The organism is Micromonospora sp. ANENR4 (assembly GCF_015354395.1).
GTDB classification, from domain to species: Bacteria; Actinomycetota; Actinomycetes; order Mycobacteriales; family Micromonosporaceae; genus Micromonospora; species Micromonospora aurantiaca.
Genome location: NZ_JADKYQ010000011.1, coordinates 1 through 26,149 on the forward strand (window position 1 = coordinate 1; position 26,149 = coordinate 26,149).

Here is a 26,149-nt window from a genome sequence, read left to right on the forward strand (position 1 = left end):
AGGGGGAAGGGCGCGTGGCACCGTCAGGCGCTCAAAAAGTTCTTGGGGACCGGCTGCTCGCGGGACACAGGGGGTGCCACTACGCGGCGCCGGAAGCATGTCCAACGACCCACCACCCGGCATCATTCCCGGGCCGGCTCACGCCACCACGCGGGGCGCGGCGCGGAGGTTCACGTCGTCGGAACCATGTTCAACGACCAGCCCACCGGGATGATTCCCGCGCTCACGCACGCCGCCCCGCTCGCCGGGGCACCGCCGGTGCTCGGTCGTTCACCCGGTTACAACGCCCGGCACCCGCCCACGATTCCGCCACCAGAGTGCCGCCCACCACCCCCGACCCGGACACCCCCGACACGGCACCACAGAGACGCATATCCGCATTCCAGGAACAGCCGTAGATCTTGGTACGAAAGCGCCCTCATGCGGGCCGTTTCGTACCAAGATCTACGGATGGCTCGGGTCGCCGAGGCGGCGGAGGGCGCGTGGGACAAGCTCCCGTGCACGGGCGGCACCACAGCCACCCGCCCCCAAGCCGTCGATCATGAGGTTAGCGGCGACAAACCGGACACCAGGCGCCGCCAAGTTCATGATCGACCCGACCGGGTAGGGCGCGCGTTGGACGGGGAGCGAAGCGGCCGTCGACGAGCCACGCGATCTTGCAGTTCGCGCCCTCCGTGCGCCCCATTCGCGCGGTTTACGGGGCACCAAAGTGCAAGATCGCGCGCACTCAGGGTCTCGGCGGGGTCGGGGCCCGAGAACCTTCCCCGAAAGGCCCCGGGGGTCGGCGATCTTGGAGTTATGGCACCTCGCGAACGGCGCCAACTCGGGCATCCTGGGTGCCACAACTCCAAGATCGACGCAAAGGGCCCAACGCGGCCCGGGCGGATCAGGGCTCGAACTTGTAGCCCAGACCTCGCACCGTGACGATGTAGCGCGGGGCGGAGGGCTCCGGCTCGATCTTGGAGCGCAGCCGCTTCACGTGCACGTCGAGCGTCTTGGTGTCGCCCACGTAGTCGGCGCCCCAGACCCGGTCGATCAACTGGCCCCGGGTGAGCACCCGCCCGGCGTTGCGCAGCAGCAGCTCCAGCAGCTCGAACTCCTTGAGCGGGAGCTGCACCCCGGCGCCGCCGACTGTCACCACGTGCCGTTCGATGTCCATCCGGACCGGGCCGGCGGCGAGCGTCGGCGCGCCCGTCTCGTTCGACTCGGCGCTCTGCCGGCGCAGCACCGCCCGGATGCGGGCGACCAGTTCACGCGGCGAGTACGGCTTGGTCACGTAGTCGTCGGCGCCGATCTCCAGCCCGACCACCTTGTCGATCTCGCTGTCCCGCGCGGTGACCATGATGATCGGCACGTGCGAGCGCTGGCGGAGCTGCCGGCAGACCTCGGTGCCGGACATCTCCGGCAGCATCAGGTCGAGCAGCACGATGTCGGCGCCGGTCCGGTCGAACTCGGTGAGGGCGGCGGGGCCCGTCGCGGCGACGGACACCTCGAATCCCTCCTTGCGGAGCATGTAGGACAGGGCGTCGGAGAACGACTCCTCGTCCTCGACCACCAGTACGCGGCTCAACGGGTGTTTCCTTTCCTGTGGTCAGACCTGCCGGAGCTCGGCCGGGCCGGCCTCGATCCCAGCGGAGGCGAGTGTCGTCTCCAGGTCGTCCGGGGGGCGTGCGGGCAGCCGGAGAGTGAACGTCGACCCCCCACCAAGGGTGCTCGACACGTCGACCCGGCCGCCATGGTTGCTGGCGATGTGTTTGACGATGGCCAGGCCCAGGCCGGTGCCGCCGGTGGACCGGGAGCGGGCCTGGTCGGCCCGGTAGAAGCGCTCGAAGATCCGGTCGACCTCGTTCGGTGCGATACCGATGCCCTGGTCTGCCACGGCGATCTCGACGTGTTCCTCGGTGCCGGTGACAGTCACCCGTACCGTGGTGTCCTCGCCGGAGTAGTTGATCGCGTTCTCCACCAGGTTCGCCACAGCGGTGGCGAGCTGGCTGTCACTCCCGTACACCGTCAGGCCCCGCTGCCCGCCGACGGCGATCTCCACCCGGCGCGCGGTGGCCGCGGTGCGGGTGCGGTCGACGACCTCGGCGAGCACCCAGTCCACCGAGACCGGCTCGGGCGCGGGCTGCGGTTCGGCGCCCTGGAGGCGGGTCAGTTCCAGCAGTTCCTGCACGAGGCGGCCGAGCCGGGTCGACTCGTGCTGGATCCGCTCGGCGAACCGCCGCGCGGCGACGAGGTCCTCGGACAGGTCGGGCGCGCCGTCGGCGGCCGGTTCGGTGGCGTCGACGAGCGCCTCGGCGAGCAGTTGCAGCGCGCCGATGGGCGTCTTCAGCTCGTGGCTGACGTTCGCGACGAAGTCCCGGCGTACCCGCGCGAGACGGTGCGACTCGGTGACGTCTACCGCCTCGATCGAGATGTAGCCGGAGCCCAGCCCCATCGCCCGCAGGTGCACGCCGAGCGGGTTGTCACCGCCGCCGTCGCGGCCCCGGGGCAGGTCCAGCTCGATCTCGCGCCGCACGCCCGTGCGGCGGACCTGCCCGGCGAGGGTACGGATCAACGGGTGCGCCGCGATCGAGCCGGGTGTCGCCCCGGTACGGAGCAGACCCATCGCCCGGGCGGCCGGGTTCACCAGCACCGGCACGTCGTCCGGGCCGAGCACCACCACGCCCGCGCGCAGCGAGTCGATCGTCTTGCGGCCGAGGCCGGGTAGGCCCCCCTGCTGGTCGTCCGGAATCGTCGTCCTCCCTGCGTCACGACGGAGGATCCCGCCGCCCCGCGACGCCCGGCGGCGCCGCCATTCGTCAACGGGTCCGGACAGCAGCGCCCCGGCGACCAGCCCGGTCACCAGCGCTCCGGCCACCACGACGGCCACCGCCCATTCCACCCGGCGATCGTAGGGTCATTGTTAACCCGGGTATCGGGCGCAAAGGGACGAACCACTCTCGCTTTCGGCAAAGTTCACCTGCGGGCCCAGCGTCGTTCATCCGCGTTCACCCTGGTGCCGACCGTTCGGCCTAGCGTGGGGCGCGCACCTGCTCCTGCCGTACCCCTCGGGGGTGGCGGCCACCGAACCCAGGAAGTGACGATGCGCGACGAGTTCCGGGCCGACCTGCAGATTGTCAGCCAGTTGCTGGTGGACATGGCCGAGGCGGTACGCGCGGCCATGCGGCAGGCCACCAAGGCGCTGCTCACCGCCGACCGGACGGCCGCCGAGACGGTGATCGCGCGGGACGCCGAGATCGACGACCTCTACCGGCACGTGGAGGAGCGGGTCTGTGACCTGCTGGCCCGGCAGGCGCCGGTGGCCTCCGACCTGCGGGCGATGATCACCGCGTTGCACGTGGCAGCCGATCTGGAGCGGATGGGCGACCTGGCCGACCACGTGGCGAAGACGGCGTTGCGCCGGCACCCGTCCCCGGCGGTGCCGGCGGAACTGCGGCCGGTCTTCACCGACATGGCCGGGATCGCCGACCGGATGGCCGAGAAGATCGGCTCGGTGCTGGCCGAGCCGGACGCCGACGTGGCCGCCGAGCTGGACGGCGACGACGACGCGATGGACGACCTGCACAAGAGCCTGTTCGGCGTGCTGCTCGGCGACGACTGGCCGTACGGGGTGGAGACGGCGATCGACGCGACGCTGCTGGGTCGCTTCTACGAGCGTTTCGCCGACCACGCGGTGAACGCGGGCGAGCACGTGGTCTACCTGATCACCGGGTCGACGTCCGGCTGAGAACCGTGGGCGGGGCCGCCTCGGGGGAGGCCCCGCCCACGCCGTCTCAGCGGCCCTGGTTGGCGACCGCGGCGGCGGCGGCCTTGGCCGCCTCCGGGTCGAGGTACGTCCCGCCGAGCACCTGCGGACGAAGGTCGGCGTCCAGGTCGTAGCGCAGCGGGATGCCGGTGGGGATGTTCAGCTTGGCGATCGCGTCGTCGGAGATCTGGTCGAGATGCTTGACCAGCGCGCGCAGCGAGTTGCCGTGCGCGGCCACCAGCACCGTCCGGCCGGCCAGGATGTCCGGCACGATCGAGTCGTACCAGTAGGGCAGCATCCGTTCGACGACGTCCTTCAGGCACTCGGTGCGCGGCATCAGCTCGGTCGGCAGCAGCGCGTACCGGGGGTCGCCGACCTGCGACCACTCGTCGGCGTCGTCGATCGGCGGCGGCGGCGTGTCGTACGAGCGGCGCCAGAGCATGAACTGCTCCTCGCCGTACTCGTCGAGGGTCTGCTTCTTGTCCTTGCCCTGCAGGGCGCCGTAGTGGCGCTCGTTGAGCCGCCACGACCGGCGCACCGCGATCCAGTGCCGGTCGGCGGCGTTCAGCGCCAGCTCGGCGGTGCGGATGGCTCGGCGCATCAGGCTCGTGTGCACCACGTCCGGCAGCAGGTCGTGCTCGCGCAGCAGTTCGCCGCCGCGCCGCGCCTCGGTCTCCCCCTTGGTGGTCAGGTCGACGTCGACCCAGCCGGTGAAGAGGTTCTTGGCGTTCCAGTCGCTCTCGCCGTGCCGCAGCAGGACCAGCGTCCCGACGGTGGGCCCCTCGCTCGCAGTCATGCCGATCATCCTGCCGTACGACGCCGGCGGACACGCGGCGACCTGTGGTGACGACCACCACGTGGAAAACCTGATGACCACGGCTCCGGCCCGGCACTAGGTTGTAAGGCGCATTAAAGAGGTCGGTCATTACCACACGGGGGCATCGGGATGCGGGCAGCGCGAGGCTGGTTACAGGACACGGCGGGTGGCCTGCCACGGACGTTCTGGTACCTCTGGGCCGGCACGCTGATCAACCGGCTCGGCTCGTTCGTCCTGATCTTCCTGGCCATCTACCTGACCCAGGAACGCGGCTTCTCCGCCGCCCAGGCCGGACTGGTGATCGGCCTCTGGGGCGCCGGCGGCGCGGTCGGCACCACCATCGGCGGCACCCTGACCGACCGCTGGGGACGGCGGCCCACGCTGCTCGTCGCGCACGTCGGCGCCGCGGGCATGATGCTCGCGCTCGGCTTCGCCCGCCCGCTCTGGGCGGTCGCCGTGGGCGCGTTGCTGCTCGGCGCGTTCGCCGAGGCGGCCCGCCCCGCCTTCGGCGCGATGATGGTCGACGTGGTGCCGGACAAGGACCGGCTGCGCGCCTTCTCGCTGAACTACTGGGCCATCAACCTCGGTTTCGCCTGCGCCGCCGTGCTCGCCGGCTTCGCCGCCCAGGGCAGCTACCTGCTGTTGTTCCTGGTGAACGCGACCACCACACTGGTGACCGCGCTGATCATCTTCGCCAAGGTCGGCGAGACCCGCGGCCCGGTCACCGCGCTCCCGGTCAAGGGGATGGCGGCGCCCGCCGGCGCGTTGCGCACCATCCTCGCCGACCGGGTGTTCCTCGGCTTCGTCGCGCTGAACCTGCTCGCCGCGCTGGTGTTCCTCCAGCACATCTCGATGCTGCCGATCGCGATGGGCGACTCCGGGCTCAGCCCGGCCACGTACGGCTCGGTGATCGCACTGAACGGCGTGCTCATCGTGGTCGGCCAGCTTTTCGTACCCCGGCTCATCAAGGGCCGCAGCCGCTCGCACGTGCTGGCGCTCGCGGCGCTGGTGATGGGCGCCGGGTTCGGGCTCACCGCGTTCGCCGACACGGTCTGGCTCTACGGCCTGACCGTGCTGATCTGGACCGTCGGCGAGATGCTCAACTCGCCGTCCAACGCCACCCTGATCGCGGAGCTGTCCCCGGCCGCGCTGCGCGGCCGCTACCAGGGCGTCTTCTCGCTGTCCTGGCAGCTCGCCGGCGCCGCCGCGCCGATCCTCGGCGGCCTGGTCCGCGAGCACGCGGGCAACAGCGCGCTCTGGCTCGGCTGCGCTGGCATCGGCGTCGTGGCGGCGGTCGCCCACCTGATCTCCGGTCCGGCCCGGGAGCGCCGCGCTGTCGCGCTGCGCGCCGTGGGCACGCCGGTCACGCCGGTCACCGCCACCGCCTACCCGGCGCCCGAGGCGGGCGAGGCCGCGGCGACCGCACCGGCCGCGCCGGTCCGGGCCGGTTCCTGAGTACGCCCCGACGCGACCGCCCCGAGGCGGGTGGATACCGTACGGGACGGAATCGGTAAGGAAACCTTCCTGGAGGGCTGGTGCACGGCCTGCGGCGCTGGTGGGACGACACGGCCGGCGGACTACCGGCCACGTTCTGGTACCTCTGGTCCGGCCTGCTGATCAACCGGGCCGGCGCGTTCGCGCTGCTGTTCCTGTCGCTCTACCTGACCGCTGCGCGGGGCGCCCCGCCGTCGCTGGCCGGGCTGGTGGTCGGCGCGTACGGGATCGGCGGCGCGGCCGGCACGCTGCTCGGCGGCGTGCTGGCCGACCGGTGGGGACGCCGGGCCACGCTGCTCGCCGCCCACCTGGCCGCCGCCGCCCTGATGGCGGCGCTGGCGTTCACCACGCACCTGGCGGCGATCGCCGTACTCGCCACGCTGGTCGGCGTGGCACACTCGATGCCCAGCCCGGCATTCGTGGCCGCCATCGTGGACGTGGTGCCCGAGGCGCGCCGCTCCCGCGCGTTCAACCTGCAGTTCTGGGCGTTCAACCTGGGCATGGCGGTGGCCTCGCTGCTGGCCGGCATCCTCGCCGAGGCGAGCTTCACGGCGCTGTTCCTGGTCGACGCCGGAGCCACGCTGGCCGCGGCGGTGGTGATCGCGCTGAAGGTGCCGGAGACGCTCACCCGGCGGCCCGCGCCCACGCCACGGGCGGTGGTGGGACGGCGTCCCGGGCTGCACACCGCGCTCACCGACCGCACGTTCCTGGTGTTCGTCGGGCTGACGTTCCTGCTGGCCGTGCTGACCATGCAGACCTCCACGATCATGCCGCTGGCGATGCGCGAGGACGGTCTGCGCCCGTCGGCGTACGGGCTGGTGGTCGCGCTCGGCGGGGCGCTCATCGTGGCCGGGCAGCTGTTCGTGCCCCGGCTCATCGAGCCGTACCGCAAGTCGAGCGTGCTGGCCGTCTCCACCGGCCTGATGGCGCTCGGGTTCGGCGCGCTGACGGTGGCCGACGGGCTGCCGCTCTACCTCGGCGCGGCGGTGGTCTGGACGGTCGGGCAGATGCTCGCCGCGCCGCCGAACGCACAGATCAACGCGGACCTCGCGCCGCCCGAACTGCGCGCCCGCTACCAGTCGGTGTTCTACCTGACGTTCCCGGCCGCGTCGTTCGTGGCGCCGGCACTCGGCGGGCTCAGCCTGGAACACCTCGGCGCGCGGCACTGGCTGGTGGTGGGCGCGCTCGGCCTGCTGGCCGCTGCCGGGCACCTGCTCGCCGGGCCGCGCCGGGAGCGGCGGGTGGCCGCGCTGCGGGCCGCGGCGGCGGAACCGGTGACGTCCGCCCGCTGACGGGCTCGAGAAGACAACGGCAGAGCGCCCACCCCGACCCCCGTCGAGATGGGCGCTCGTACCGTACGCCCGGCGGCGGCGGGCGACACTCACCCCCGTAAGCGTCGCCCGCTCGCGCCGCCGGTTCCACGGGTGGCACCGTCCCCCAACGGCGTGCTCCACCCGATCTTCGCATCTCGCCTGCGCGGATCTGATCGATCCACCGCTCCCCCGAACGGAAACAAGCGTGACGCGGTGCAATAAAGTTAGTTCGCCCGGATTCCGGATTCAACCCAGAACGCTGTCTTGCCCGTCACAGCACTCGTGTCGGAAAACCGGCTTTCCGTGTCGTCGTCCCTGGAATGGCAAACACGGCGTTCCCGTCGGCCATTCCCGTAAACCTCAGCCGTCCTCGCGATTCGGGTTCTCGGTCCGGAAGAAGTTGCTCTGCCGGCCGTCCCGCATCTGCTCCTGGTAGATCAGGTTCAGCCGCCGCAGGTCGAACGTGCGGAACCAGTCGTCCCAGGTGATCTCGCGGATCCGGCTGCTCTCCCGGTACCCGGGGATGTTGAACGTCAGCACCCCGGCCCGGCCCTCGCGCTCGGTTCCGGCGATGGTGGCGGGCTTCGCACCCCGCGCCCGCGCCCAGCGCTGGATCACCTCGTGGTTCCGGGTGACCAGGCTCCGGCCCGGACGCTCCGGCCGGTCTGCGAGCGACGTGATGAGCTGCGACGATCCGATCGACCGGCTGGACGCCGGCCCACGGGTCGGTGCCGCCTGGGCCCGGGCGGACGACGCCTTCCGAGCCGGCGCCGCCTTGGCCCGCGACGGGGCCGCCTTGGCGCGCGAAGGAGCTGCCTTCCCCCTCGACGGAGCTGCCTTCGCCCGAGCGGGCGCGGCCTTCGCCCGTGACGCGGCAGTGGCGCGCCCGGGTGCCGCCTTCGCGCGGGACGGAGCTGCCTTCGCGCGCGATGTCGTCGCCCGCGACGAGGTCGCCTTCGCCCGAGCCGGAGCCGCCTTGGCCCGAGCCGGCATCGCCTTCGCCCGCGACGAGGTCGCCTTGGCGCGAGCGGGGACCGCCTTGCGCGTACCCGTCGCCTTGGCCCTGGCGCCGGTGGCGCGTGCGGCCGGCGCGGCCTTCGCCGGCGACGTGGCGCTCCGGCGGGCCGACGTGGTCCGCTTCGCCGCAGTGGTCTTCTTCGCGGCGGTGCTCTTGCGGGTCGCCGACGGCCGGCCGGCCGGGCCGGTGCTCCGCCGGGCGGCGCCGCCCTCCCCGCGCATCGCCCGCGCCAGGGTCTTCACCAGTTCCGGCTTCCGCAGCGCGGAGATCCCCGAGACCCCGCGCCGCTTGAGCTGGCTGCGGAGGTCGTCGACCTTCATCCGGGAGATCGCCGACTCCGACACCCTCGGGGTGTTCGGCGTCTGATTGCCGGTTTGCCGCTTGGTCCGGGTCGCAGTCGTGCCGCGACCTGAGCTGTTGCGCTGAGCCATGGGACACGCTCCTCGACAGTCCGTCCTCGGCCCGCGGTGGGTCCCAGTGCTCCGCACCGCGCGGGGCGGCATACCCGTCAGGAGGGCTCCGAACCTCCGGCGGACGATCCGGCAGCGGCGGAAGGCTCGAAGAGGTGCGCGAACGCGGCCAGGTTCGCTGTCGACTCGCCGCGCTTGACCCGCCACTCCCACTCCCGGCGGATGGCGGTGCCGAACCCGATCTCCAGCATGCTGTCGAACGACTCGTCCGCGTACGTCAGCACCGAACCGAGCAGCCGGTCCAGCTCGTCGGCGTCAACGCCGGCCAGGTTGACCCGCCCGGTCAGGTAGACGTCGCCGACCGCGTCGATGGAGAACGAGACGCCGTACATGCGGGCGTTGCGCTGGAGCAGCCACGCCCACAGCTCCTCGCGGCGCTCGTCCGGCTGGCGCATCACGAACGCCTCGACCCGCAGCGCGTGCTCACCCACGATCAGGTTGCAGATCGTCTTGAGCTTGTGCGTGCCGGGCAGCGTCACCGCGTACGACGCCTCACCGGTGGACTCCCACTCCAGCTCGCGCTCCGCGCAGACGGACTCGATCAGCGCGGCGACCTCACTCGTGCGGCTCATCGCACCCACTCTACGACCGGCGTACCGGGGCCGCCCGGTGGCCGGTGGAGATCACCAGGAGCACAGCGCGGCCGGTTCGCCGAGCCGCCGCGCCAGCCGGGCCCGGTGCTCGGTGATCGCCTCCCCGTAGACCGCGAGCAGGCCGGAGGCGGTGCGGTGCCAGGAGAAGTCCCGGGCGTGCCGCTCGGCGCCGCGGCCCAGCGCGGCACGGCGTACCGGATCGGGCAGCAGGCGGGCCAGCGCGCGGGCCCAGTCGACCGGGTCGTGCCCGTCGATGAGCATGCCGCTGACGCCGTCGCGTACCGCCGTCACCAGGCCGCCCACGGCGGCGGCCAGCACCGGCGTGCCGCACGCCTGGGCCTCCAGCGCGACCAGCCCGAACGACTCGTTGTGCGACGGCACCGCGACCAGGTCGGCGGCGCGGTAGAGGGCGGGCAGGTCCGCGCCGGTCTGCGGCGGGAGGAAACGCACCCGGTCGGCGATGCCGAGCGCGTGCGCCAACTCGATCAGGGCGGTGGGCCGGTCCAGGCCGCTGCCGCTGGGCCCGCCGCAGATCACCACGGTCAGCTCGTCGGCCAGCGCCGGATCCCGTTCACGCAGCGCGGCGGCGGCGCGCACCAGCACGTCCGGCGCCTTCAGCGGCTGGATCCGGCCGACGAACGCGACCACGTAACCGTCGGTCGGCAGGCCGAGCCGGCGGCGCGCGGCCCGGGTCGCGGCGTCCCGGTCGCCCGCGGCGGGACGGAACCGGTCCAGGTCGACGCCGGGTTCCACGATCGCCACCCGGTCCGGCTCGGCCGCGTACCGGTCGAGCAGGTCGCGGGCCTCGACCCGGGTGTTGGCGACCAGCCGGTCCGCCTCGGTGACCACCTGCTCCTCACCGATCACCCGGGCCTTCGGCTCGGGACGGTCCCCGGCGGCCAGGCGCGCGTTCTTGACCTTCGCGAGGGTGTGCGCGGTGTGCACCAGCGGTACGCCCCAGCGCTCCTTGGCCAGCCAGCCGACCTGGCCGGAGAGCCAGTAGTGCGAGTGGATCAGGTCGTAGTGGCCGGGCGGACGGGCCGCCTCGGCCCGCAGCACCCCCGCAGTGAAGGCGCAGAGCTGACCCGGCAGTTCCTCCTTGGTCAGCCCCTCCAGCGGCCCGGCGGTGACGTGCCGGACGGACACGCCGGGCGCCACCTCGACCACCGGGGGCAGGTCACCGGCGGTGGCCCGGGTGAAGATCTCCACCTCGACGTCGGCCTCGGCCAGCCGCCGGGCCACCTCCAGGATGTAGACGTTCATGCCGCCCGCGTCACCGGTGCCGGGCTGGTGCAGCGGCGACGTGTGCACCGACAGGGTGGCGATACGGCGGGGCCGCGGCCACGGAAGGGCACCTCGCTGACGACCGACACCGGTGTGCAAATCCGCCACGTCCGCTCCCTCTGTCACGGTTGATGCCGTCCCGCACGACCGGCGCTTCTCGGTCAACCCGTGTGCCGGATGTCATCTTCCCCATCGGGGTACGGAAATGCTTTCCGCCGGGTCCCGGGCGTGACGGACCTCATCCCGCCGACCGGCCCGGCGACGGGAGACAATGTCCGGATGACTTCAGTCGCCATCGTCACCGGGGCGTCCAGCGGGATCGGCGCGGCCACCGCCCGCCGGCTCGCCGCCGAGGGATTCCACGTGCTGGCCGCCGCCCGGCGTACCGACCGGCTGGCCGCGCTGGTCGCCCAGATCGAGTCGGCCGGCGGCGCGGCGACAGCGGTGGCCTGCGACGTGACCTCGGACGAGTCGGTGGCCGGACTGGCCGCCGCCGCCGAGGCCGCCCCCGGGCCGGTAACGCTGCTGGTGAACAACGCCGGCGGCGCCCGCGGCCTGGACCCGGTCGAGACCGCCGACGTGGGCGACTGGCAATGGATGTACGACGTCAACGTGCTCGGCACGCTGCGCGTCACCAAGGCGCTGCTCCCGGCGCTGGAGCGCTCCGGCGCCGGCACGGTCGTGATCGTCAGCTCCACCGCCGGGCACGTGGTCTACGAGGGCGGCGGCGGCTACACGGCCGCCAAGCACGCGCAGACCGCGATCGCCGGCACGCTCCGGCTGGAACTGTGCGGGCGCCCGGTCCGGGTGATCGAGATCGACCCCGGCATGGTGAAGACCGTGGAGTTCGGCCTGGTCCGCTTCGGCGGTGACACCGACCGGGCCGAGGCGGTCTACGCCGGAGTCGCCGAACCGCTGGTGGCCGACGACGTCGCCGACTGCGTCGCCTGGTGCGCGACCCGCCCGCACCACGTCAACATCGACCAGCTCGTGGTCCGCCCGCTGGCCCAGGCCGCGCAGCACAAGGTGCACCGGACGTCCTAATGGAGCGTCCGCTCGGCGTGGCCACCCGGGGCACGACGAACCCCAACCGGCTCCGGCGGGTGGACAACTGGATCGTCGAGACCTGCGGCGACGCGCTGCGCGCCGCCGCCGACCCGCTCGTGGTCGACCTCGGCTACGGCGCCACCCCGGTCACCCCCGTCGAGCTGCGCGCCCGGCTGGCCGCCGGGGTCCGCGCCGACGTGCGGGTGGTCGGCCTGGAGATCGATCCGGTACGCGTCGCCGCCGCCCTGCCCGCCGCCGACCCGCCCGGGCTGACGTTCGCCAGGGGCGGCTTCGAACTGGCCGGGCTGCGTCCCGCGCTGGTACGGGCGTTCAACGTCCTCCGCCAGTACGACGAGAGCGAGGTGGCCGACGCCTGGCGTACCGTCACCGGGCGGCTCGCGCCGGGCGGACTGCTGGTCGAGGGCACCTGCGACGAGCTGGGCCGGCTCGGCTCCTGGGTGCTGCTCGACGCCACCGGCCCGCGCACCCTCACCCTGTCGGCGAAGCTCACCACGCTGGAGAGCCCGGCCACGCTCGCCGAGCGGCTGCCGAAGGCCCTGATCCACCGCAACGTGCCGGGTGAACGCGTCCACGACCTGATCGAGGCGCTGGAGCAGGCGTGGCGCTCGGCCGCCGGTTACGCCCCGTTCGGCCCCCGGCAGCGCTGGCTGCGGACGGTCGAGGCGGTGAAGGAGTCAGGCTGGCCGATCCAGGACACCCCGCGCACGTGGCGCCACGGCTACCTGACGCTCCCCTGGCCCGCCGTGGCCCCCCGCTAACCCGCGCCGCCCCTGCCCCCCCGCCCGCCACCCGCCCCTCTCGGCGAGCCCTGACGAGGTCTCCCTCGGGCGCGTTGATCTTGCACTGGCCGCGCCGGCAGAACGGGTCAACACGCCCGCACCGAGGGCCGGAAGTACAAGATCGCGGGGGTGAGGCGGGCGGGGGCCAGGGCGAGGGAGAGGGCGAGGGCGGTCAGATGGTGCAGTTGATGAGGACGGGCTCGGGGTGGAGGGTTACGCCGAACCGGGACTGGACGCCGTCGCGGATCTCGCGCGCCAGCGCCACCAGGGCGGCCGTACTGGCGGTGCCGGAACGGTTCGTGAGCGCCAGCGTGTGCTTGCTGGAGATGGCGACGCCCTCCGGGCCCGCGTACCCCTTGCCGAACCCGGCCTTGTCGATCAGCCACGCCGCGCTGACCTTCACCGCGCCGTCGGCACCAGGCCAGTGCGGCGGCTCCCCCACGTCGGCGGCGCGTTCCCGCATCTGCTCGAACACCTCGCCCGGCAGCACCGGGTTGGTGAAGAACGAGCCCACCGACCAGGTGTCCGGGTCTGCCGGGTCGAGCACCATGCCCTTGCCGGCGCGCAGCTTGCGCACCGTGGCGCGGGCTTCGGCGAGCGGCACCCGGTCGCCCACCTCGACGCCGAGCGCCCGGGCCAGTTCGGCGTAGCGGACCGGGCCGGACAGCGGGGACCGGGTGAGCCGGAAGTCGACGGTGAGCACCACCCAGCGGTCGCTGTACTTGAAGATGCTGCCCCGGTAGACGAACCCGCAGTCCGCCGCGGCGATCCGCACCACCTCGCGGCGGGTACGGTCGTACGCCTCGACGGCGACGATCGTCTCGGCGACCTCCTGGCCGTACGCGCCGACGTTCTGGATCGGGGTCGCGCCGGCCGAGCCGGGGATGCCGGAGAGGCACTCCAGCCCGGACCAGCCGCGCTCGACGGTGGCGGCGACGAGGTCGTCCCACGGCTCGCCGGCTTCGACACGTACCGTGACGGTGTCGCCGTCCTCGGCGACGGCCCGGAACCCCCGGGAGCGGACGAGCACGACGGTGCCGGGGAAGCCCTGATCGCCGATCACGACGTTGCTGCCGCCGGCCAGCACCAGTACGGCCTGCTCGCGGGCTTCCGCTTCCTGCACCTTCAGCACGATCTGGGTGGCGTCCTCGGCGGTCTCCAGCCGCCCGGCGGGTCCGCCGAGCCGGAGCGTGGTGTAGCGCGCCAGGGTGGCCGGATCGGTCGGTTCACCGGCAGTAGCCGGTTCGGCGTAGACGTCTGACACGCCTTTCACCCTAGGCTGAGGGGTAGCCGGAGCACCCACTGGTGGCCCGGTCACCCCCGGGAGGATGGCGATGAGCAGACTGCACCACACGAAGGACTTCTGGATCGGCGCGCTGCGCACGGAGGGCCCCGCCTTCGCCACGGCGGTGGCCGAGGCGCCGCCCGAGACACCCGTGCTGTCCTGTCCCGGCTGGACTGTCACCGACCTCGCTCATCACCTGACCCGCGCGTACGTCTGGGTGGGCACCGTGCTGTCCACGGGCGGCACCGCGCGCCCGGAGCGGCACGACCCGGAGCCGCCGGCGGGTCTGACCGCGGCGCAGTGGTACGCGCAGGAGTACGAGCGGATCACCGCGCTGCTGGAGGCGACGGATCCGGAGGCGCCGGCCTGGAACTTCGCGCCCCAGCCGAAGAAGGCGGCCTTCTGGCCGCGCCGGATGGCGCACGAGACGGCCGTGCACCGCTGGGACGCCCAGCTCGCGATCGGTGCGGGTGATCCGATCGAGGCGAAGCTCGCGGCCGACGGGGTGAGTGAGGTGCTGGACACGTGGCTGCCGGCGGGACGGCGGGTGCAGCCCGGGCAGTGGCGCGGCGTGGTGCAGCTGAACGCGACCGACGCGGCACAGGAGTGGTACCTGCGGTTGCGGGGTGAGGGGGTCGCGCTGCTGGACACCGCGACGATCCTCGACCACGACGACCACCGCGCGCGGGCGCAGGTGTCGGGTACGGCGAGCGATCTGCTGCTGGCGCTGATGGGCCGGATCAGCTTCGACGCGCTGGACGTGGCGGGCGACCCGGCCCTGCTGGGGGGCCTGCGGGTCGGCTGACGACGGGCACCGGGCGGAGAGGGGCGGAGGCCGCTCCTCTCCGCTTCTTTTCGGACCGCTCTGAGAGCGCTCTCTTGACAAGGTCCGGGACCCTCCACCACGCTGTCGTGAGAGCGCTCTCTTAGTTCCGGAACCGCCTTCCACCACCCGTTTCGACGACCCGAGAGGTCAGGACAGCATGCTCACCTTCACGCGCCGCCGCCTGGCGGCGGTTGCAGTGGTCGCCGCCACCGCGCTGCTCGGCACCACCGCCTGCGGCGGCGGCGACGATGCCGCCGCCGACGGGCCGATAACGCTCACCGTCGACGTCTTCGGCCAGTTCGGTTACGCCGATCTCTACCAGGAGTACATGGCCAGCCACCCCGGCGTGAAGATCGTCGAGCGCGGCACCGGCGGCAACCTCGACGAGTACTCCCCGAAGCTCACCCAGTGGCTCGCCGCGGGCAAGGGCGCCGGTGACGTGGTCGCCATCGAGGAGGGCCTGCTCGTCGAGTACAAGGCCAACCCGCAGAACTTCGTCAACCTGCTCGACCACGGCGCGGCCGACCTGAAGGGCAACTTCCTCGACTGGAAGTGGAACCAGGGGCTCACCGCCGACGGCAAGCAGCTCATCGGCCTCGGCACTGATGTCGGCGGCATGGCGATGTGCTACCGCACCGACCTGTTCGCCAAGGCCGGCCTGCCCACCGACCGGGAGGCGGTCTCCAAGCTCTGGCCCACCTGGCAGGACTACATCAAGGTCGGCGAGCAGTTCACCGCGAAGAAGACCGGCGCGTCGTTCCTGGACGCCGCGACGAACACGTTCAACACGATCCTGCTCCAGACCGCCGGCAACAGCAGCGGCTACAGCTACTACGACACCGGCAACAACCTGGTCGTCGGCAGCAACCCGGCGGTGAAGCAGGCGTACGACACCACGATGGACATCATCGACTCGGGGCTGTCCGGCAAGTACGGCTCCTGGTCCGAGGAGTGGGTGTCGGCGTTCAAGCAGTCGAAGTTCGCCACCATCGCCTGCCCGGCCTGGATGACCGGCGTGATCGAGGGCAACGCGGGCGCGGGCGCCAAGGGCAAGTGGGACATCGCCCAGATCCCCGGCAACGGTGGCAACTGGGGCGGCTCGTTCCTCGCCGTGCCGAAGCAGAGCAAGCACCAGGCCGAGGCGATCGAGCTGGCCAAGTTCCTGACCAGCGCCAAGGGTCAGATCGGCGCGTTCAAGGCGAAGGGTCCCCTGCCCTCCTCGCCGCAGGCGCTGGAGGACCCGGCGATCATCGACTCGAAGAACGCCTACTTCTCCGAGGCGCCGGTCGGGAAGATCTTCGCCGAGGGCGCCAAGAGCCTGAAGCCGGTCTACATGGGACCGAAGAACCAGGCCGTACGCACCGAGGTCGAGAACGCCGTCCGCAGCGTCGAGCTGGGCAAGCGCTCACCGGAGCAGGGCTGGACCGACGCGGTCGCCAACGCCGAGAAGGCCGCCGCCAAGTAACCCGAGCAGCGCGTGCGGGCGGCCACCCGGCCACGGGGGCCGCCCGCACGGCGGAAAGGAGTCCCGGGTCATGGCCGTCCAGCTCGACGCCCGCCCGCCGGTCGCACCGGCACCCCGCCCCACCCGTCCCGGCCTGGGCAACCGGCTCAGCCGACTCGACACGAAGTACTCGCCGTACCTGTTCATCGCCCCGTTCTTCCTGCTGTTCGGCGTCTTCGGGGCGTACCCGCTGGCGTACACGTTCTGGGTCTCGCTGCACGACTGGGACCTGCTCGGCGCCGAGCACCCGTTCATCGGCTTCGACAACTACACCCAGTTGCTCGCCGACTCGGACTTCTGGCACTCAGTGGTCAACACGCTGGGCATCTTCGTGATCTCCACGGTGCCCCAGCTGCTGGCCGCGCTCTGGCTGGCCAACCTGCTCAACCGGCAGCTGCGCGCCCGTACCACCTGGCGGATGGCGGTGCTGATCCCGAACGTCACCTCGACCGCCGCCGTGGCGATCGTGTTCGCGGTACTGTTCGGCCGCGAGTTCGGCATGATCAACTGGCTGCTCGACCACGTCGGGATCAACGCGATCGACTGGAAGGCGAACCGGTTCGCCGCCTGGGTCGCCATCTCCACGATGGTCGACTGGCGCTGGACCGGCTACAACGCGCTGATCTTCCTCGCCGCCATGCAGGCCATCCCCCGCGACCTGTACGAGTCGGCGTCGATCGACGGCGCCGGCCGGGCCCGGCAGTTCTGGTCCATCACGGTGCCGCTGCTCAAGCCGACGATCATCTTCGCGGTCATCATCTCCACCATCGGCGGCCTCCAGCTCTTCACCGAGCCCCGGATGTTCAACTCCGGCACCAACGCGATCCGCGGCGGACCGCTGCGCGAGTCGCAGACGGTGACCATGTACATGTTCGAGAACGCCTTCGCACCGCACTACAACTTCGGCTACGGCTCCGCCGTCGCCTGGCTGCTGTTCGCCCTCATCGCCGTGGTCGCGGCGATAAACGTCCTGCTCCTGCGCCGGCTCGGCGGCGGCTCCCGCAAGGAGGTCTCCCGATGACCCGCCTCTGGTCGGCCAGCCGGCTCACCTACCTGGCGCTGACGCTCTCCGCCGTCCTGTCGATCTTCCCGATCTACTGGATGTTCGTGGTGGCCAGCCGGACCAGCGACACGATGGGCCAGGTGCCGCCGCCGCTCACCCCCGGCGGCAACCTCGGCGCCAACATCGCCCGGCTGTTCGACAACACCGACGCGTACTTCCTGACCGGCCTGATCAACTCGGCGATCGTGGCCACCACCGTCACGATCTCGGTGGTGTTCTTCTCCACGCTGGCCGGGTTCGCGTTCGCCAAGCTGCGCTTCCGCGGGCGCAACGCGCTGCTGCTGGTCATCGTCGCCACCATGATGGTCCCCACCCAGCTCGGCGTGATCCCGCTCTACCTGCTCATGACGAAGCTGAACTGGAACGACCGGCTGCCCGCCGTGATCGTGCCGGCGCTGGTCACCGGCTTCGGCGTGTTCATGATGCGCCAGTACGCCGGCCAGGCCGTGAGCACCGAGCTGATCGAGGCGGCCCGGATGGACGGCTGCAACACCGCGCGGATCTACTGGAACGTGGTGCTGCCCGCGCTGCGCCCGGCCGCCGCCGTCCTCGGCCTGCTCACGTTCATGACCACCTGGAACGACTTCCTGTGGCCGTACGCGGTGCTGAACGACCCGGAGAACCCGACTGTCCAGCTGTCGCTGCGGGCCCTCTCCGACGGGTACTACCAGGACATGTCGCAGGTGTTCACCGGCACGGCCATCGCCACGCTGCCGCTGCTGCTGGTGTTCGTCGTCTTCGGCCGCCAGATCATCGGCGGGATCATGGAAGGTGCGGTCAAGGCATGAGCAACGTCCGATTCCCGGAGGGCTTCGTCTGGGGCGGGGCCACCGCCGCGTACCAGATCGAGGGCGCCGCCCGCGACGACGGTCGCGGCCCGTCGATCTGGGACACCTTCAGCCGTACGCCGGGCGCGGTGTTCGCCGGCCACACCGGCGACGTGGCCTGCGACCACTACCACCGGTACGCCGAGGACGTCGCGCTGATGGCCGAGCTGGGGCTGCGGGCGTACCGGTTCTCGGTGTCCTGGCCCCGGGTGCGGCCGGACGGCACCGGCCCGGTCGAGCCGCGCGGGCTGGACTTCTACGACCGGCTGACCGACGCGCTGCTGGACGCCGGCATCGACCCGATCGTCACGCTCTACCACTGGGACCTGCCGCAGGCGCTGGAGGACCGGGGCGGCTGGACGGTACGGGAGACCGCCGAGCACTTCGCCGAGTACGCGCTCGCCGTGCACGGCCGCCTCGGCGACCGGGTCCGCACCTGGACCACGCTCAACGAGCCGTGGTGCTCGGCCTACCTCGGGTACGGCTCCGGGGTGCACGCGCCGGGACGCCGCGACGCCGGTGACGCGTTCCGCGCCGTACACCATCTGCTGCTCGGCCACGGCCTGGCGGCGCGGGCGCTGCGCGCGGCCGGCGCGGAGACGCTCGGGATCACGCTCAACCTGGCCGACGTGCAGCCGGCGGACGCGGGCAGCGCCGCCGACGCCGAGGCGGTCCGGCTGGTCGACGGCCTGCACAACCGGATCTTCCTGGACCCGCTCACCGGCGGCGGCTACCCGGCGGACGTGCTGGCCCACGTCAGCCGGATCGTCGCGCCGGACTTCGTCAGGGACGGGGACGAGAAGCTGATCGCCGCGCCGCTGGACCTGCTCGGCCTGAACTACTACGCGCCCACCTACGTGGCCGGGCGTGCGGGCGGCGCAGGCGGCGACGCGTACCCGGGGACCGCCGGGACCGTCGAGTTCCTGCCGCCGGCCGGGCCGCTGACCGACATGGGCTGGTCGATCGAGCCGGCCGGGCTGACCCGGCTGCTGGAACGCGTGGCGGCCGACTGTCCCGGGCTCCCCCTGATGATCACCGAGAACGGCGGGGCGTTTCCGGACACCGACGTCGACGAGCAGGGCGGGGTTGCCGACGCCGACCGGGTCGCCTACCTCGACGGGCACCTGCGCGCCGCGCACGAAGCCATCGCCCGCGGCGTGGACCTGCGCGGTTATCTCGTATGGTCGGTGCTGGACAACTTCGAATGGGCCGAGGGTTACCGGAAGCGGTTCGGGATCGTCCACGTCGACTACCTGACCCAGCGGCGCACACCAAAGCACAGCGCCCGCTGGTACCAGGAGGTGATCGCCCGGAACGGGCTGTGACGAGGTGGTGGTTACGGGGATGACGACGGCACAGCGACCGACCCTGGAGGCGGTGGCCCGGCTGGCCGGCGTGTCCCGGGCCACCGTCTCCCGGGTGGTGAACGGCTCGACCACAGTCGCCGAGCCGATCCGGCAGGCGGTACGCCGGGCGGTCGAGGAACTCGGGTACGTCCCGAACCTCGCCGCCCGCAGCCTGGTCACCCAGCGGACCGACTCGGTGGCGCTGGTGCTGCCCGAGGCGGCCACCCGGGTGTTCTCCGACGACCAGGTGTTCCCGGGCATCATCCGGGGCGCGGCACAGGAGCTGGAGGCGGCGGACAAGCAGCTCGTGCTGATGCTCGCCGGTTCGCCGGCCGGGCACGAACGGGTCGAGCGGTACACCACCGGGCGGCACGTCGACGGGGTGCTGTTCGCCTCGCTGCACGGCGAGGACCCGCTGCCCGGCCGGCTCGCCCGCCTCGGCATCCCGGTGGTGTGCAGCGGGCGGCCACTCGACGGCGCCGACGTGCCGTACGTGGACGTCGACCACGAGGGCGGCGTGAGCACAGCCGTCCAGCACCTGATCGCAAACGGGCGGCGGCGGATCGCCACCATCGCCGGGCCGCAGGACATGGTCGCCGGGATCGAGCGGCTGATCGGCTACCGCAGCGCGATCACCGACGCCGGGCTGCCGGAGCTGGTCGCGTACGGCGACTTCACCCGGGAGTCCGGCACCGCCGCGATGCGCGAGCTGCTCGCCGCCGACCCGGAACTGGACGCCGTGTTCGCCGCCTCCGACCTGATGGCGCACGCCGCCCTGCGGTCGCTGCGGGAGGCCGGGCGGCGGGTGCCCGAGGACGTGGCGGTGATCGGGTTCGACGACATCGAGACGGCCGCGTACACCGAGCCGCCGCTGACCACGGTGCGGCAGCCGATAGTGGAGCTGGGCCGGTCGATGACCCGGCAACTGCTGCGCATCGCCGCGGGCGAGCAGGTCGAGCAGGCGCTGGTGCTGCCGACGGAGCTGGTGCTGCGCGAGTCCGCGTGATCATCCGGTCGCGCTGATTATCCGGTCGCGGGCGGGCGGCGGCGGGGCTAGGGTCCGCCGGATGAGTGGAGCCGAGATCCGTCCCGCCCGCCCCGACGACGCGCCCGCCGTGGTGGCGTTGCGCGCGCTCGTCTTTCCCTATCTGGTGCGCGGAGTCGAGTCGACCCGCCGCATGATCGCCGAACCACCGCCCGGCGAGGACTGGGCCGGCTGGGTCGCCGAGGCGGACGGGCAGATCGTCGGCTGGGTGTCGGCGTACCGCAACACGCAGACCTCGACACCGGGCGTGGGCGAGATCGCCCTGCTGCACGTGCATCCGGAGCACCGCCGCCAAGGCGCCGGCACCGCGCTGTTCGACACCGCGCTCGGTCACCTGCGGACGCTCGGGACCACCCGGGTGCTCACCCACGCGCGCACCGAGTCGCTGCCGTTCGCGCAGCGGCACGGCTTCACCGCCAGCCGGGAGTTGCGCTACTCGGCGCTGGACCTGACCACCGCCCCGCCGATGCCGCAGCCGCCGCCGGGCGTACGGCTGGTGTCCGCCGCCGGGCTCGACCCGCGCCAGGTGCACCGGGTCGACGCCGAGTCGTCCCGGGACGAGCCGGGGGACGTGCCGACGGACGCGCTCGGCTTCGACCTGTGGCGGCACGAGTGCTGGGACAACCCGGGGCTGGACCGGGAGGCGAGCACGCTCGCCGAGGTGGACGGGGAACTGGTCGCGCTGAGCCTGGTCAAGCGGGACGGCGACCGGATGTGGTCGGACTTCACCGGCACGCTGCCCGCGTACCGGGGACGCGGGCTGGCCCGGCTGACCAAGCAGGCCGCGCTGCACGCCGCCGCCGCTCGCGGGGTACGGACCGCGTACACCTCGAACGACGAGGCGAACGCGCCGATGCTGGCGGTGAACGAGCGGCTCGGCTACCGGGCGGTGGACAGCCAGTGGTCGTGCCGGCGCAAACTCATGTGAGCCCGGCGGCCACCCGCACCGCCGTCGCGTACGTGTCGGCGCCGAACAGCACCAGCCGGGCCTCGGTGACGTGCGCCGGGGTGGCCGCGTGCAGCACGGTGAGCGCCTGCGCCACCGCGTCCTCGACCGGCCAGCCGTAGATCCCGGCGGAGATCAGCGGGAACGCGACCCGTGTCGCGCCCAGCCCGTCGGCGATGCGCAGGCTGTTGGCGTAGCAGTCGCGCAGCAGCGCCGAGCGGTCCTCGCGCGGCGAGAAGACCGGCCCGACCGTGTGCACCACCCAGCGGGCCGGCAGGTTGCCGGCGGTGGTGGCGACGGCCTGGCCGGTGGGCAGCCCGCGCGGGTAGCGGGAGGCGCGCAGCGCCTCGCACTCCTCCAGGATCGCCGGCCCGCCCCGGGCGTGGATCGCGCCGTCGACTCCCCCGCCGCCGAGCAGCGACGAGTTCGCGGCGTTGACTATCGCGTCGACCTGCTGCGCGGTGATGTCCCCCTCGATCAGGACGGTGTCCATCTCAGCTCTCCTCGACGGGCTGGCCCAGCGAGCGGCGGGCCAGCAGCGCGGCCCCGGCGACGGCGGCCGGCATGACCAGCACCGCGCCGAGCGGGATCAGGAAGCACAGGAAGACCGCCACCCCGAAACCGAGCGCGGTTGGGCGGTCGGCCCGCAGCCGCGCCCGCCGGTCCGGCAGCCGCATCCCGCGCCGGTAGAACGGCGCGCCGACCAGCTCCAGCGCCAGGAACCAGCCACCCACCAGGGCGCCGACCACCGGGACCACCGTCTGTCCCACCACCGGGATGAAACCGGCCGCGAACAGGGGTACGCCGATCAGCGCGGACAGCGCCACCAGGCGCAACGAGTCGGCGACGCTGCGCCGCAGCGAGGACCAGAGCGGCACGTCCACCGCGCCGGGGGTGCCGCCGAGGCGGTCCTCGACCCGCTCCGAGATCGCCTCGTAGAACGGGTCACCGATGACGAGCGTGACGGCGGTGAACGTGAGCACGCCGACCAGCCCGGCGACCCCGACCACCGCCAGCCCGGCGGCGACCCGCAGCAGCCCGCGCCAGGGCGACGACCAGTCGTCGGCGAACGGGGTGAGCCAGCCCGCCAGGTCGTCGACGAAGTAGAGCAGCGTGGCGAACAGGGCCACGTAGAGCGCGCCGGTGATCAGCGCCGGGATCACGCCGAGCAGCATCAGTTTCGGGCTGCGGACGTACATGCCGAAGCCGCGCAGCAGCAGCCCGGCGCCGCCGAGGAAGCGGGTGGCCGCGCCGGTGACCGGCGCGATCGTACGGGAGGCGTTCACGACGGCACAGCCTAGTGGGCCGGTGCACCACAATGGGCCGGTGCGTGCGTCCCGGCTGATCTCGCTTGTGCTGCTGCTCCAGTCCCGGGAGACGATGACCGCCGCCGAGCTGGCACGCGAGCTGGAGGTGTCCGAGCGGACCGTCTACCGGGACGTGCTGGCGCTCTCCGCCGCCGGTGTCCCGGTGTACGCGGACCGGGGCCGGGCCGGCGGCTACCGGCTGCTGGGCGGCTACCGGACCCGGCTGACCGGGTTGAGCCGGGACGAGGCCGAGGCGCTCTTCCTGGCCGGGTTGCCCGGACCCGCAGGGGACATGGGACTTGCCGACTCGGTGGCCGCCGCCGAGCTGAAGGTGCTGGCCGCGCTGCCGCCGAGCCTGCGGGACGCGCCGGCTCGTACCGGGCAGCGGTTCCACCTGGACGTGCCCGGCTGGTTCCGGGAGACCCCGGCGCCGCCGACGCTCGCCGAGCTGGCCCGGGCGGTCTGGCGGGACCTGATGGTGGAGCTGCGCTACCGGCGCGGGGACCGGGAGGTGACCCGCACGGTTGCGCCGTACGGGCTGGTGCTGAAGAACGGGGTCTGGTACCTGGTCGGCCGGGTCGGTGACGGCTGGCGGACGTACCGGGTGGACCGGGTGGTGGCGGTCGAGGTGAGCGCCGACGGCTTCGAGCGGGACGAGGACTTCGACCTCGGCGCGTACTGGCGGGAGCAGGCCGGCGCGTTCCTGCGCGAGCTGCTGCGGGAGCGGGTGACGGTGCGCCTGGGCCCGGCCGGGTTGCGGGCGCTGCGGCACCTGGTGGACGCACCGTTCGTCTACACCGAGGCGGTGGACGCGGCCGGGCCGCCGGACGAGCAGGGCCGGCTGGTGCTGCGGCTGCCCGTCGAGTCGGTCGACGTCGCGTACGGCCAGTTGCTGGCGCTCGGCCCGGAGGTGGAGGTGCTGGCGCCGCCGCGCCTGCGGGCACGCTTCGCCGAGGCGACCCGCCGCGCGGCGGCGCTCTACACCGATCCGCCGTCCGACGGTCAGCGGTAGCCGTCCGGGTCGGCCGGCTTGCCCGGCTTGACCACCTCCTCGTAGTAGCGGGCCCAGTGCGGGCGGCTGCCGTCGACGTCGGTGAAGCCGTACACCTGGGCCAGGCCGCCGCTGTCCAGCGACTGCCCGTTCCAGCGGGCCCGGTCCGGGTCGGCGGCCAGTGCGGCGACCGCGCGCCCGACGAACGCCGGCGTCTCCGACATGACGAAGTGCGGCTCGGTAGTCGCGGCGTCGCGCCAGGTGGCCTCGGTGACGCCGTAGTGTTCGAGCATCGCCTCCGAGCGCAGCCAGCCCGGCGTGAGCGCGACGGCGGTGCAGCCGTGCGGGGCCAGCTCGTGCGCCTGGCTGAAGCCGAGCCGGTTCACCGACACCTTCGCCAGGTCGTAGAAGACCGACAGGCGGTACTCCCTGTCGTTGTGCTCCTTGGTGCCGTCGCCGACCTCGACGACCAGCCCGCCCGGGTTGCGGATCAGCAGCGGCAGCGCGAAGTGGCTGGTGATGATGTGCGTGTCGACAGCGAGCCGCAGCGTGCGGAAACCGGCGTCGAGCGGCTGCTCCCAGACCGGCTTCTCCCAGGTGATCAGCGGGTCCGCACCCCAGACGTCGTTCACCAGCACGTCGAGGCGGCCCTGTTCGGCGTCGATCCGCCCGACCAGGGCGCGTACCTGCTCGGGGTCGAGGTGGTCGACAGCGACGGCGATCCCGGTGCCACCGGCGGCGGTGACCAGCTCGGCGGTCTCCTCGATGGTCTCCGGCCGGTCCATCTCGGAGCGGCGCTCGCGGGTGGTGCGGCCGGTGGCGTAGACGGTGGCCCCGGCGGCGCCGAGCTGCACGGCGATCTGCCGGCCGGCGCCCCGGGTCGCGCCCGCGACGAGCGCGACAGTTCCGGTCAGTGGTGAGTTCATGGGATCACCGTGTCAGCGATACCTGACAGCGGAAGTCCGGTTTCCCGAACGAATCGGATAAGCGATCATCACCGGTATGCACCTGCTGCTGTCCGGGATCGTCGGCTCGGTCGCGTACGGGCTGGCCGGTCCCGGCTCGGACACCGACCGGATCGGCGTGTTCGCCGCGCCCACAGTGGCGTTCCACGGCCTGCGCGCGCCGCGCGAGTCGGTGGTCACCACCGATCCGGACGTCACGCTGCACGAGGCCCGGAAGTACGCGCTGCTGGCGCTGAGCGGCAACCCGACCGCCACCGAGCTGATGTGGCTGCCCGAGGACTGCTACGAGACCCGTACCGGGTTCGGTGAGGAGCTGATCGCGATCCGCTCGGCGTTCCTCAGCGCGCCCCGGGTCCGCGCCGCCTACCTCGGGTACGCCTCGCAGCAGTTCCGCAAGCTCGCCACCCGCTCGGCGGACAGCGGCGGCCGGCGGCGCTCGGCGAAGCACGCCCGGCACCTGGCCCGGCTGCTGCACCAGGGCCGGACGCTGTACGCGACAGGCGTGCTGGAGATCCGCCTCGCCGATCCGGAGTGGTTCCGCACGTTCGGCGAACGGGTCGCCGGTGGCGCGCTGGACGAGGCGCAGGCCCTGGTGGCGGCCGCCGAGGCGGAGTTCGGCCGGATCCGCTCACCGCTGCCGGAGCGCCCGGACGAGGAGACGGTGGAACGCTGGCTGCTCGCCGTCCGGGCGGCGTACCTGCCGCGCTGAGCGGGTCAGTCCGCCAGGCGTACGCGTACCCGGCGGTTGGCCCGCCCCTTGCTCTCCACCTTGACCACCTGGACCTTGCCGATCTGGGCGGTGGAGGCGACGTGCGTGCCGCCGTCTGCCTGCACGTCCAGCCCGACGATGTCGACGATCCGCACCTCCTGCTCCTCCGGCGGGATCAGGTTCGACTGGGTACGGATGATGTCCGGCAGGGCGAGCGCCTCGGCGCGCGGCAGCACCCGCACCGCCACCGACCGGTCGGCGGCCACCTCGGCGTTCACCAGTTCCTCGATGCGGGCCTTGAAGTCCGGCGGCACCTCGGGGAGGTTGAAGTCCATCCGCGCCTCGCCCGGCTCCATGTTGCCGCCGGTGACGAGCGCGCCGAAGTCGCGGAACACCACGCCGCAGAGCACGTGCAGGCCGGAGTGGGTACGCATCAGCATGGTCCGGCGGGCGTCCTCCACCGCGCCGGCCACCTCGGTGCCGACCGGCGGCACCGGATCACCCTCGGCCGGGATCAGCCACAGGTCGTCGCCCTTGCGGGTGCCGACGATCCGGGTCTGTACGCCCTGCCAGAGCAGCACCCCGTGATCCGGCGGCTGCCCGCCGCCACCGGGGTAGAACGCGGACCGGTCCAGCACGATGCCCTGCTCGGAATCGGCCTCCAGCACCCGGCAGGTCCACTCGCGCAGGGTCGGGTCGGCGAGGTCGAGCCGGTGCGTACGGCCGTGGTGTGTGACGCCCATGGTGGCCG

25 protein-coding genes are annotated in these 26,149 nt (G+C 72.6%); 14 read left to right on the forward strand and 11 right to left on the reverse strand.

Features of this window, described 5'->3' with window-relative positions; genetic code table 11:
- Positions 1-886: 886 nt before the first annotated feature.
- Both IRY44_RS19885 and IRY44_RS19890 read right to left on the reverse strand, forming a co-directional pair.
- Positions 887-1,570 (reverse strand): response regulator transcription factor, encoded by a 684-nt coding sequence (locus IRY44_RS19885; RefSeq protein ID WP_030272198.1) that lies wholly within the window; start codon positions 1,568-1,570, stop codon positions 887-889.
- A 21-nt stretch (positions 1,571-1,591) separates the two neighbouring features.
- Positions 1,592-2,884, reverse strand: coding sequence for a sensor histidine kinase (locus IRY44_RS19890; protein ID WP_370584975.1), 1,293 nt, complete (start codon positions 2,882-2,884; stop codon positions 1,592-1,594).
- A gap of 201 nt (positions 2,885-3,085) precedes the next feature.
- Between IRY44_RS19890 and phoU the strand changes: the two genes are divergently transcribed.
- Positions 3,086-3,730: a phosphate signaling complex protein PhoU gene (phoU, locus tag IRY44_RS19895; protein WP_194801802.1), complete on the forward strand. Its 645-nt coding sequence runs from the start codon at positions 3,086-3,088 to the stop codon at positions 3,728-3,730.
- Between the two features lie 46 nt (positions 3,731-3,776).
- Here phoU and IRY44_RS19900 read toward each other — a convergent pair whose 3' ends face one another.
- Positions 3,777-4,544 (reverse strand): phosphoglyceromutase, encoded by a 768-nt coding sequence (locus IRY44_RS19900; protein WP_194801803.1) that lies wholly within the window; start codon positions 4,542-4,544, stop codon positions 3,777-3,779.
- Between the two features lie 150 nt (positions 4,545-4,694).
- Between IRY44_RS19900 and IRY44_RS19905 the strand changes: the two genes are divergently transcribed.
- Entirely contained in the window at positions 4,695-6,020 is a 1,326-nt protein-coding gene (locus IRY44_RS19905) for an MFS transporter (protein WP_194801804.1), read from the forward strand.
- Between the two features lie 80 nt (positions 6,021-6,100).
- Positions 6,101-7,351, forward strand: coding sequence for an MFS transporter (locus IRY44_RS19910; RefSeq protein ID WP_194801805.1), 1,251 nt, complete (start codon positions 6,101-6,103; stop codon positions 7,349-7,351).
- A 381-nt stretch (positions 7,352-7,732) separates the two neighbouring features.
- Here the strand turns inward: IRY44_RS19910 and IRY44_RS31325 are convergent, their stop codons facing one another.
- From IRY44_RS31325 to mshA, 3 genes are all read right to left on the reverse strand, one after another.
- The gene (locus IRY44_RS31325) at positions 7,733-8,710 is read right to left on the reverse strand and encodes a hypothetical protein (RefSeq protein ID WP_370584976.1); all 978 of its coding nucleotides are present in this window, start codon (positions 8,708-8,710) and stop codon (positions 7,733-7,735) included.
- 188 nt (positions 8,711-8,898) lie between these two features.
- Positions 8,899-9,432: a YbjN domain-containing protein gene (locus IRY44_RS19920; protein WP_194801807.1), complete on the reverse strand. Its 534-nt coding sequence runs from the start codon at positions 9,430-9,432 to the stop codon at positions 8,899-8,901.
- A 51-nt stretch (positions 9,433-9,483) separates the two neighbouring features.
- Positions 9,484-10,845, reverse strand: coding sequence for a D-inositol-3-phosphate glycosyltransferase (mshA, locus tag IRY44_RS19925; RefSeq protein WP_135242198.1), 1,362 nt, complete (start codon positions 10,843-10,845; stop codon positions 9,484-9,486).
- 171 nt (positions 10,846-11,016) lie between these two features.
- On the opposite strand from mshA, the gene IRY44_RS19930 reads away from it, so the two are divergent.
- Together IRY44_RS19930 and IRY44_RS19935 are read left to right on the forward strand one after the other, a co-directional pair.
- Complete coding sequence (locus tag IRY44_RS19930) at positions 11,017-11,781, forward strand: SDR family NAD(P)-dependent oxidoreductase (protein WP_194801808.1); 765 nt, start codon at positions 11,017-11,019, stop codon at positions 11,779-11,781.
- Positions 11,781-12,563 (forward strand): class I SAM-dependent methyltransferase, encoded by a 783-nt coding sequence (locus IRY44_RS19935; protein WP_194801809.1) that lies wholly within the window; start codon positions 11,781-11,783, stop codon positions 12,561-12,563. The genes IRY44_RS19930 and IRY44_RS19935 overlap by 1 nt, the downstream gene beginning before the upstream one ends.
- A 193-nt stretch (positions 12,564-12,756) precedes the next feature.
- Here the strand turns inward: IRY44_RS19935 and IRY44_RS19940 are convergent, their stop codons facing one another.
- Positions 12,757-13,848 carry a UDP-N-acetylmuramate dehydrogenase gene (locus IRY44_RS19940; RefSeq protein WP_194801810.1) on the reverse strand — a complete coding sequence of 364 codons (1,092 nt, stop codon included), beginning with the start codon at positions 13,846-13,848 and terminating at the stop codon, positions 12,757-12,759.
- A 70-nt stretch (positions 13,849-13,918) separates the two neighbouring features.
- On the opposite strand from IRY44_RS19940, the gene IRY44_RS19945 reads away from it, so the two are divergent.
- From IRY44_RS19945 to IRY44_RS19975, 7 genes are all read left to right on the forward strand, one after another.
- Entirely contained in the window at positions 13,919-14,674 is a 756-nt protein-coding gene (locus IRY44_RS19945) for a maleylpyruvate isomerase family mycothiol-dependent enzyme (RefSeq protein ID WP_194801811.1), read from the forward strand.
- A gap of 178 nt (positions 14,675-14,852) precedes the next feature.
- The gene (locus tag IRY44_RS19950) at positions 14,853-16,160 is read left to right on the forward strand and encodes an ABC transporter substrate-binding protein (protein ID WP_121683308.1); all 1,308 of its coding nucleotides are present in this window, start codon (positions 14,853-14,855) and stop codon (positions 16,158-16,160) included.
- A gap of 70 nt (positions 16,161-16,230) precedes the next feature.
- Positions 16,231-17,220, forward strand: coding sequence for a carbohydrate ABC transporter permease (locus IRY44_RS19955; RefSeq protein ID WP_194801812.1), 990 nt, complete (start codon positions 16,231-16,233; stop codon positions 17,218-17,220).
- Positions 17,217-18,050 (forward strand): carbohydrate ABC transporter permease, encoded by an 834-nt coding sequence (locus IRY44_RS19960; protein ID WP_121683310.1) that lies wholly within the window; start codon positions 17,217-17,219, stop codon positions 18,048-18,050. The genes IRY44_RS19955 and IRY44_RS19960 overlap by 4 nt, the downstream gene beginning before the upstream one ends.
- Positions 18,047-19,414 (forward strand): GH1 family beta-glucosidase, encoded by a 1,368-nt coding sequence (locus IRY44_RS19965; RefSeq protein WP_194801813.1) that lies wholly within the window; start codon positions 18,047-18,049, stop codon positions 19,412-19,414. Before IRY44_RS19960 ends, IRY44_RS19965 begins: the two co-directional genes overlap by 4 nt.
- Before the next feature lie 19 nt (positions 19,415-19,433).
- Positions 19,434-20,441, forward strand: a complete 1,008-nt coding sequence (locus IRY44_RS19970) for a LacI family DNA-binding transcriptional regulator (protein WP_194801814.1) — start codon at positions 19,434-19,436, stop codon at positions 20,439-20,441.
- Positions 20,442-20,502: 61 nt separating this feature from the next.
- Positions 20,503-21,408, forward strand: coding sequence for a GNAT family N-acetyltransferase (locus tag IRY44_RS19975; protein WP_194801815.1), 906 nt, complete (start codon positions 20,503-20,505; stop codon positions 21,406-21,408).
- On the opposite strand, the gene IRY44_RS19980 is transcribed toward IRY44_RS19975, so the two are convergent.
- Together IRY44_RS19980 and IRY44_RS19985 are read right to left on the reverse strand one after the other, a co-directional pair.
- The gene (locus IRY44_RS19980; protein ID WP_194801816.1) at positions 21,401-21,919 is read right to left on the reverse strand and encodes an O-acetyl-ADP-ribose deacetylase; all 519 of its coding nucleotides are present in this window, start codon (positions 21,917-21,919) and stop codon (positions 21,401-21,403) included. The genes IRY44_RS19975 and IRY44_RS19980 overlap by 8 nt on opposite strands.
- Position 21,920: 1 nt before the next feature.
- Complete coding sequence (locus tag IRY44_RS19985; RefSeq protein ID WP_194801817.1) at positions 21,921-22,712, reverse strand: EI24 domain-containing protein; 792 nt, start codon at positions 22,710-22,712, stop codon at positions 21,921-21,923.
- A gap of 40 nt (positions 22,713-22,752) precedes the next feature.
- Here IRY44_RS19985 and IRY44_RS19990 point away from each other — a divergent pair, with 40 nt between their 5' ends.
- A complete protein-coding gene (locus tag IRY44_RS19990; protein ID WP_194801818.1) occupies positions 22,753-23,745 on the forward strand; it encodes a YafY family protein in 993 nt (330 codons plus the stop codon).
- Here the strand turns inward: IRY44_RS19990 and IRY44_RS19995 are convergent.
- Positions 23,736-24,650 carry an SDR family oxidoreductase gene (locus tag IRY44_RS19995; RefSeq protein ID WP_194801819.1) on the reverse strand — a complete coding sequence of 305 codons (915 nt, stop codon included), beginning with the start codon at positions 24,648-24,650 and terminating at the stop codon, positions 23,736-23,738. The two genes, IRY44_RS19990 and IRY44_RS19995, sit on opposite strands and share 10 nt — an antisense overlap.
- Before the next feature lie 76 nt (positions 24,651-24,726).
- On the opposite strand from IRY44_RS19995, the gene IRY44_RS20000 reads away from it, so the two are divergent.
- Positions 24,727-25,398, forward strand: a complete 672-nt coding sequence (locus tag IRY44_RS20000; RefSeq protein ID WP_194801820.1) for a DNA polymerase beta superfamily protein — start codon at positions 24,727-24,729, stop codon at positions 25,396-25,398.
- Positions 25,399-25,403: 5 nt separating this feature from the next.
- On the opposite strand, the gene IRY44_RS20005 is transcribed toward IRY44_RS20000, so the two are convergent.
- Complete coding sequence (locus IRY44_RS20005; protein WP_194801821.1) at positions 25,404-26,141, reverse strand: alanyl-tRNA editing protein; 738 nt, start codon at positions 26,139-26,141, stop codon at positions 25,404-25,406.
- Between the last annotated feature and the right edge of the window lie 8 nt (positions 26,142-26,149).

Bases quoted from the DNA above. Each gene is read 5' to 3' on its own strand.
- IRY44_RS19905 (WP_194801804.1), top strand. From the start codon at position 4,695: ATGCGGGCAGCGCGAGGCTGGTTACAGGACACGGCGGGTGGCCTGCCA.
- IRY44_RS19960 (WP_121683310.1), top strand. From the start codon at position 17,217: ATGACCCGCCTCTGGTCGGCCAGCCGGCTCACCTACCTGGCGCTGACG.
- IRY44_RS19920 (WP_194801807.1), bottom strand. From the start codon at position 9,432: ATGAGCCGCACGAGTGAGGTCGCCGCGCTGATCGAGTCCGTCTGCGCG.
- IRY44_RS19945 (WP_194801811.1), top strand. From the start codon at position 13,919: ATGAGCAGACTGCACCACACGAAGGACTTCTGGATCGGCGCGCTGCGC.
- IRY44_RS20005 (WP_194801821.1), bottom strand. From the start codon at position 26,141: ATGGGCGTCACACACCACGGCCGTACGCACCGGCTCGACCTCGCCGAC.
- IRY44_RS19995 (WP_194801819.1), bottom strand. From the start codon at position 24,650: ATGAACTCACCACTGACCGGAACTGTCGCGCTCGTCGCGGGCGCGACC.
- IRY44_RS20000 (WP_194801820.1), top strand. From the start codon at position 24,727: ATGCACCTGCTGCTGTCCGGGATCGTCGGCTCGGTCGCGTACGGGCTG.
- IRY44_RS19930 (WP_194801808.1), top strand. From the start codon at position 11,017: ATGACTTCAGTCGCCATCGTCACCGGGGCGTCCAGCGGGATCGGCGCG.
- IRY44_RS19935 (WP_194801809.1), top strand. From the start codon at position 11,781: ATGGAGCGTCCGCTCGGCGTGGCCACCCGGGGCACGACGAACCCCAAC.
- IRY44_RS19980 (WP_194801816.1), bottom strand. From the start codon at position 21,919: ATGGACACCGTCCTGATCGAGGGGGACATCACCGCGCAGCAGGTCGAC.
- IRY44_RS19965 (WP_194801813.1), top strand. From the start codon at position 18,047: ATGAGCAACGTCCGATTCCCGGAGGGCTTCGTCTGGGGCGGGGCCACC.
- IRY44_RS19975 (WP_194801815.1), top strand. From the start codon at position 20,503: ATGAGTGGAGCCGAGATCCGTCCCGCCCGCCCCGACGACGCGCCCGCC.
- IRY44_RS19900 (WP_194801803.1), bottom strand. From the start codon at position 4,544: ATGACTGCGAGCGAGGGGCCCACCGTCGGGACGCTGGTCCTGCTGCGG.
- IRY44_RS19950 (WP_121683308.1), top strand. From the start codon at position 14,853: ATGCTCACCTTCACGCGCCGCCGCCTGGCGGCGGTTGCAGTGGTCGCC.
- IRY44_RS31325 (WP_370584976.1), bottom strand. From the start codon at position 8,710: ATGAAGGTCGACGACCTCCGCAGCCAGCTCAAGCGGCGCGGGGTCTCG.
- IRY44_RS19970 (WP_194801814.1), top strand. From the start codon at position 19,434: ATGACGACGGCACAGCGACCGACCCTGGAGGCGGTGGCCCGGCTGGCC.
- phoU (WP_194801802.1), top strand. From the start codon at position 3,086: ATGCGCGACGAGTTCCGGGCCGACCTGCAGATTGTCAGCCAGTTGCTG.
- IRY44_RS19955 (WP_194801812.1), top strand. From the start codon at position 16,231: ATGGCCGTCCAGCTCGACGCCCGCCCGCCGGTCGCACCGGCACCCCGC.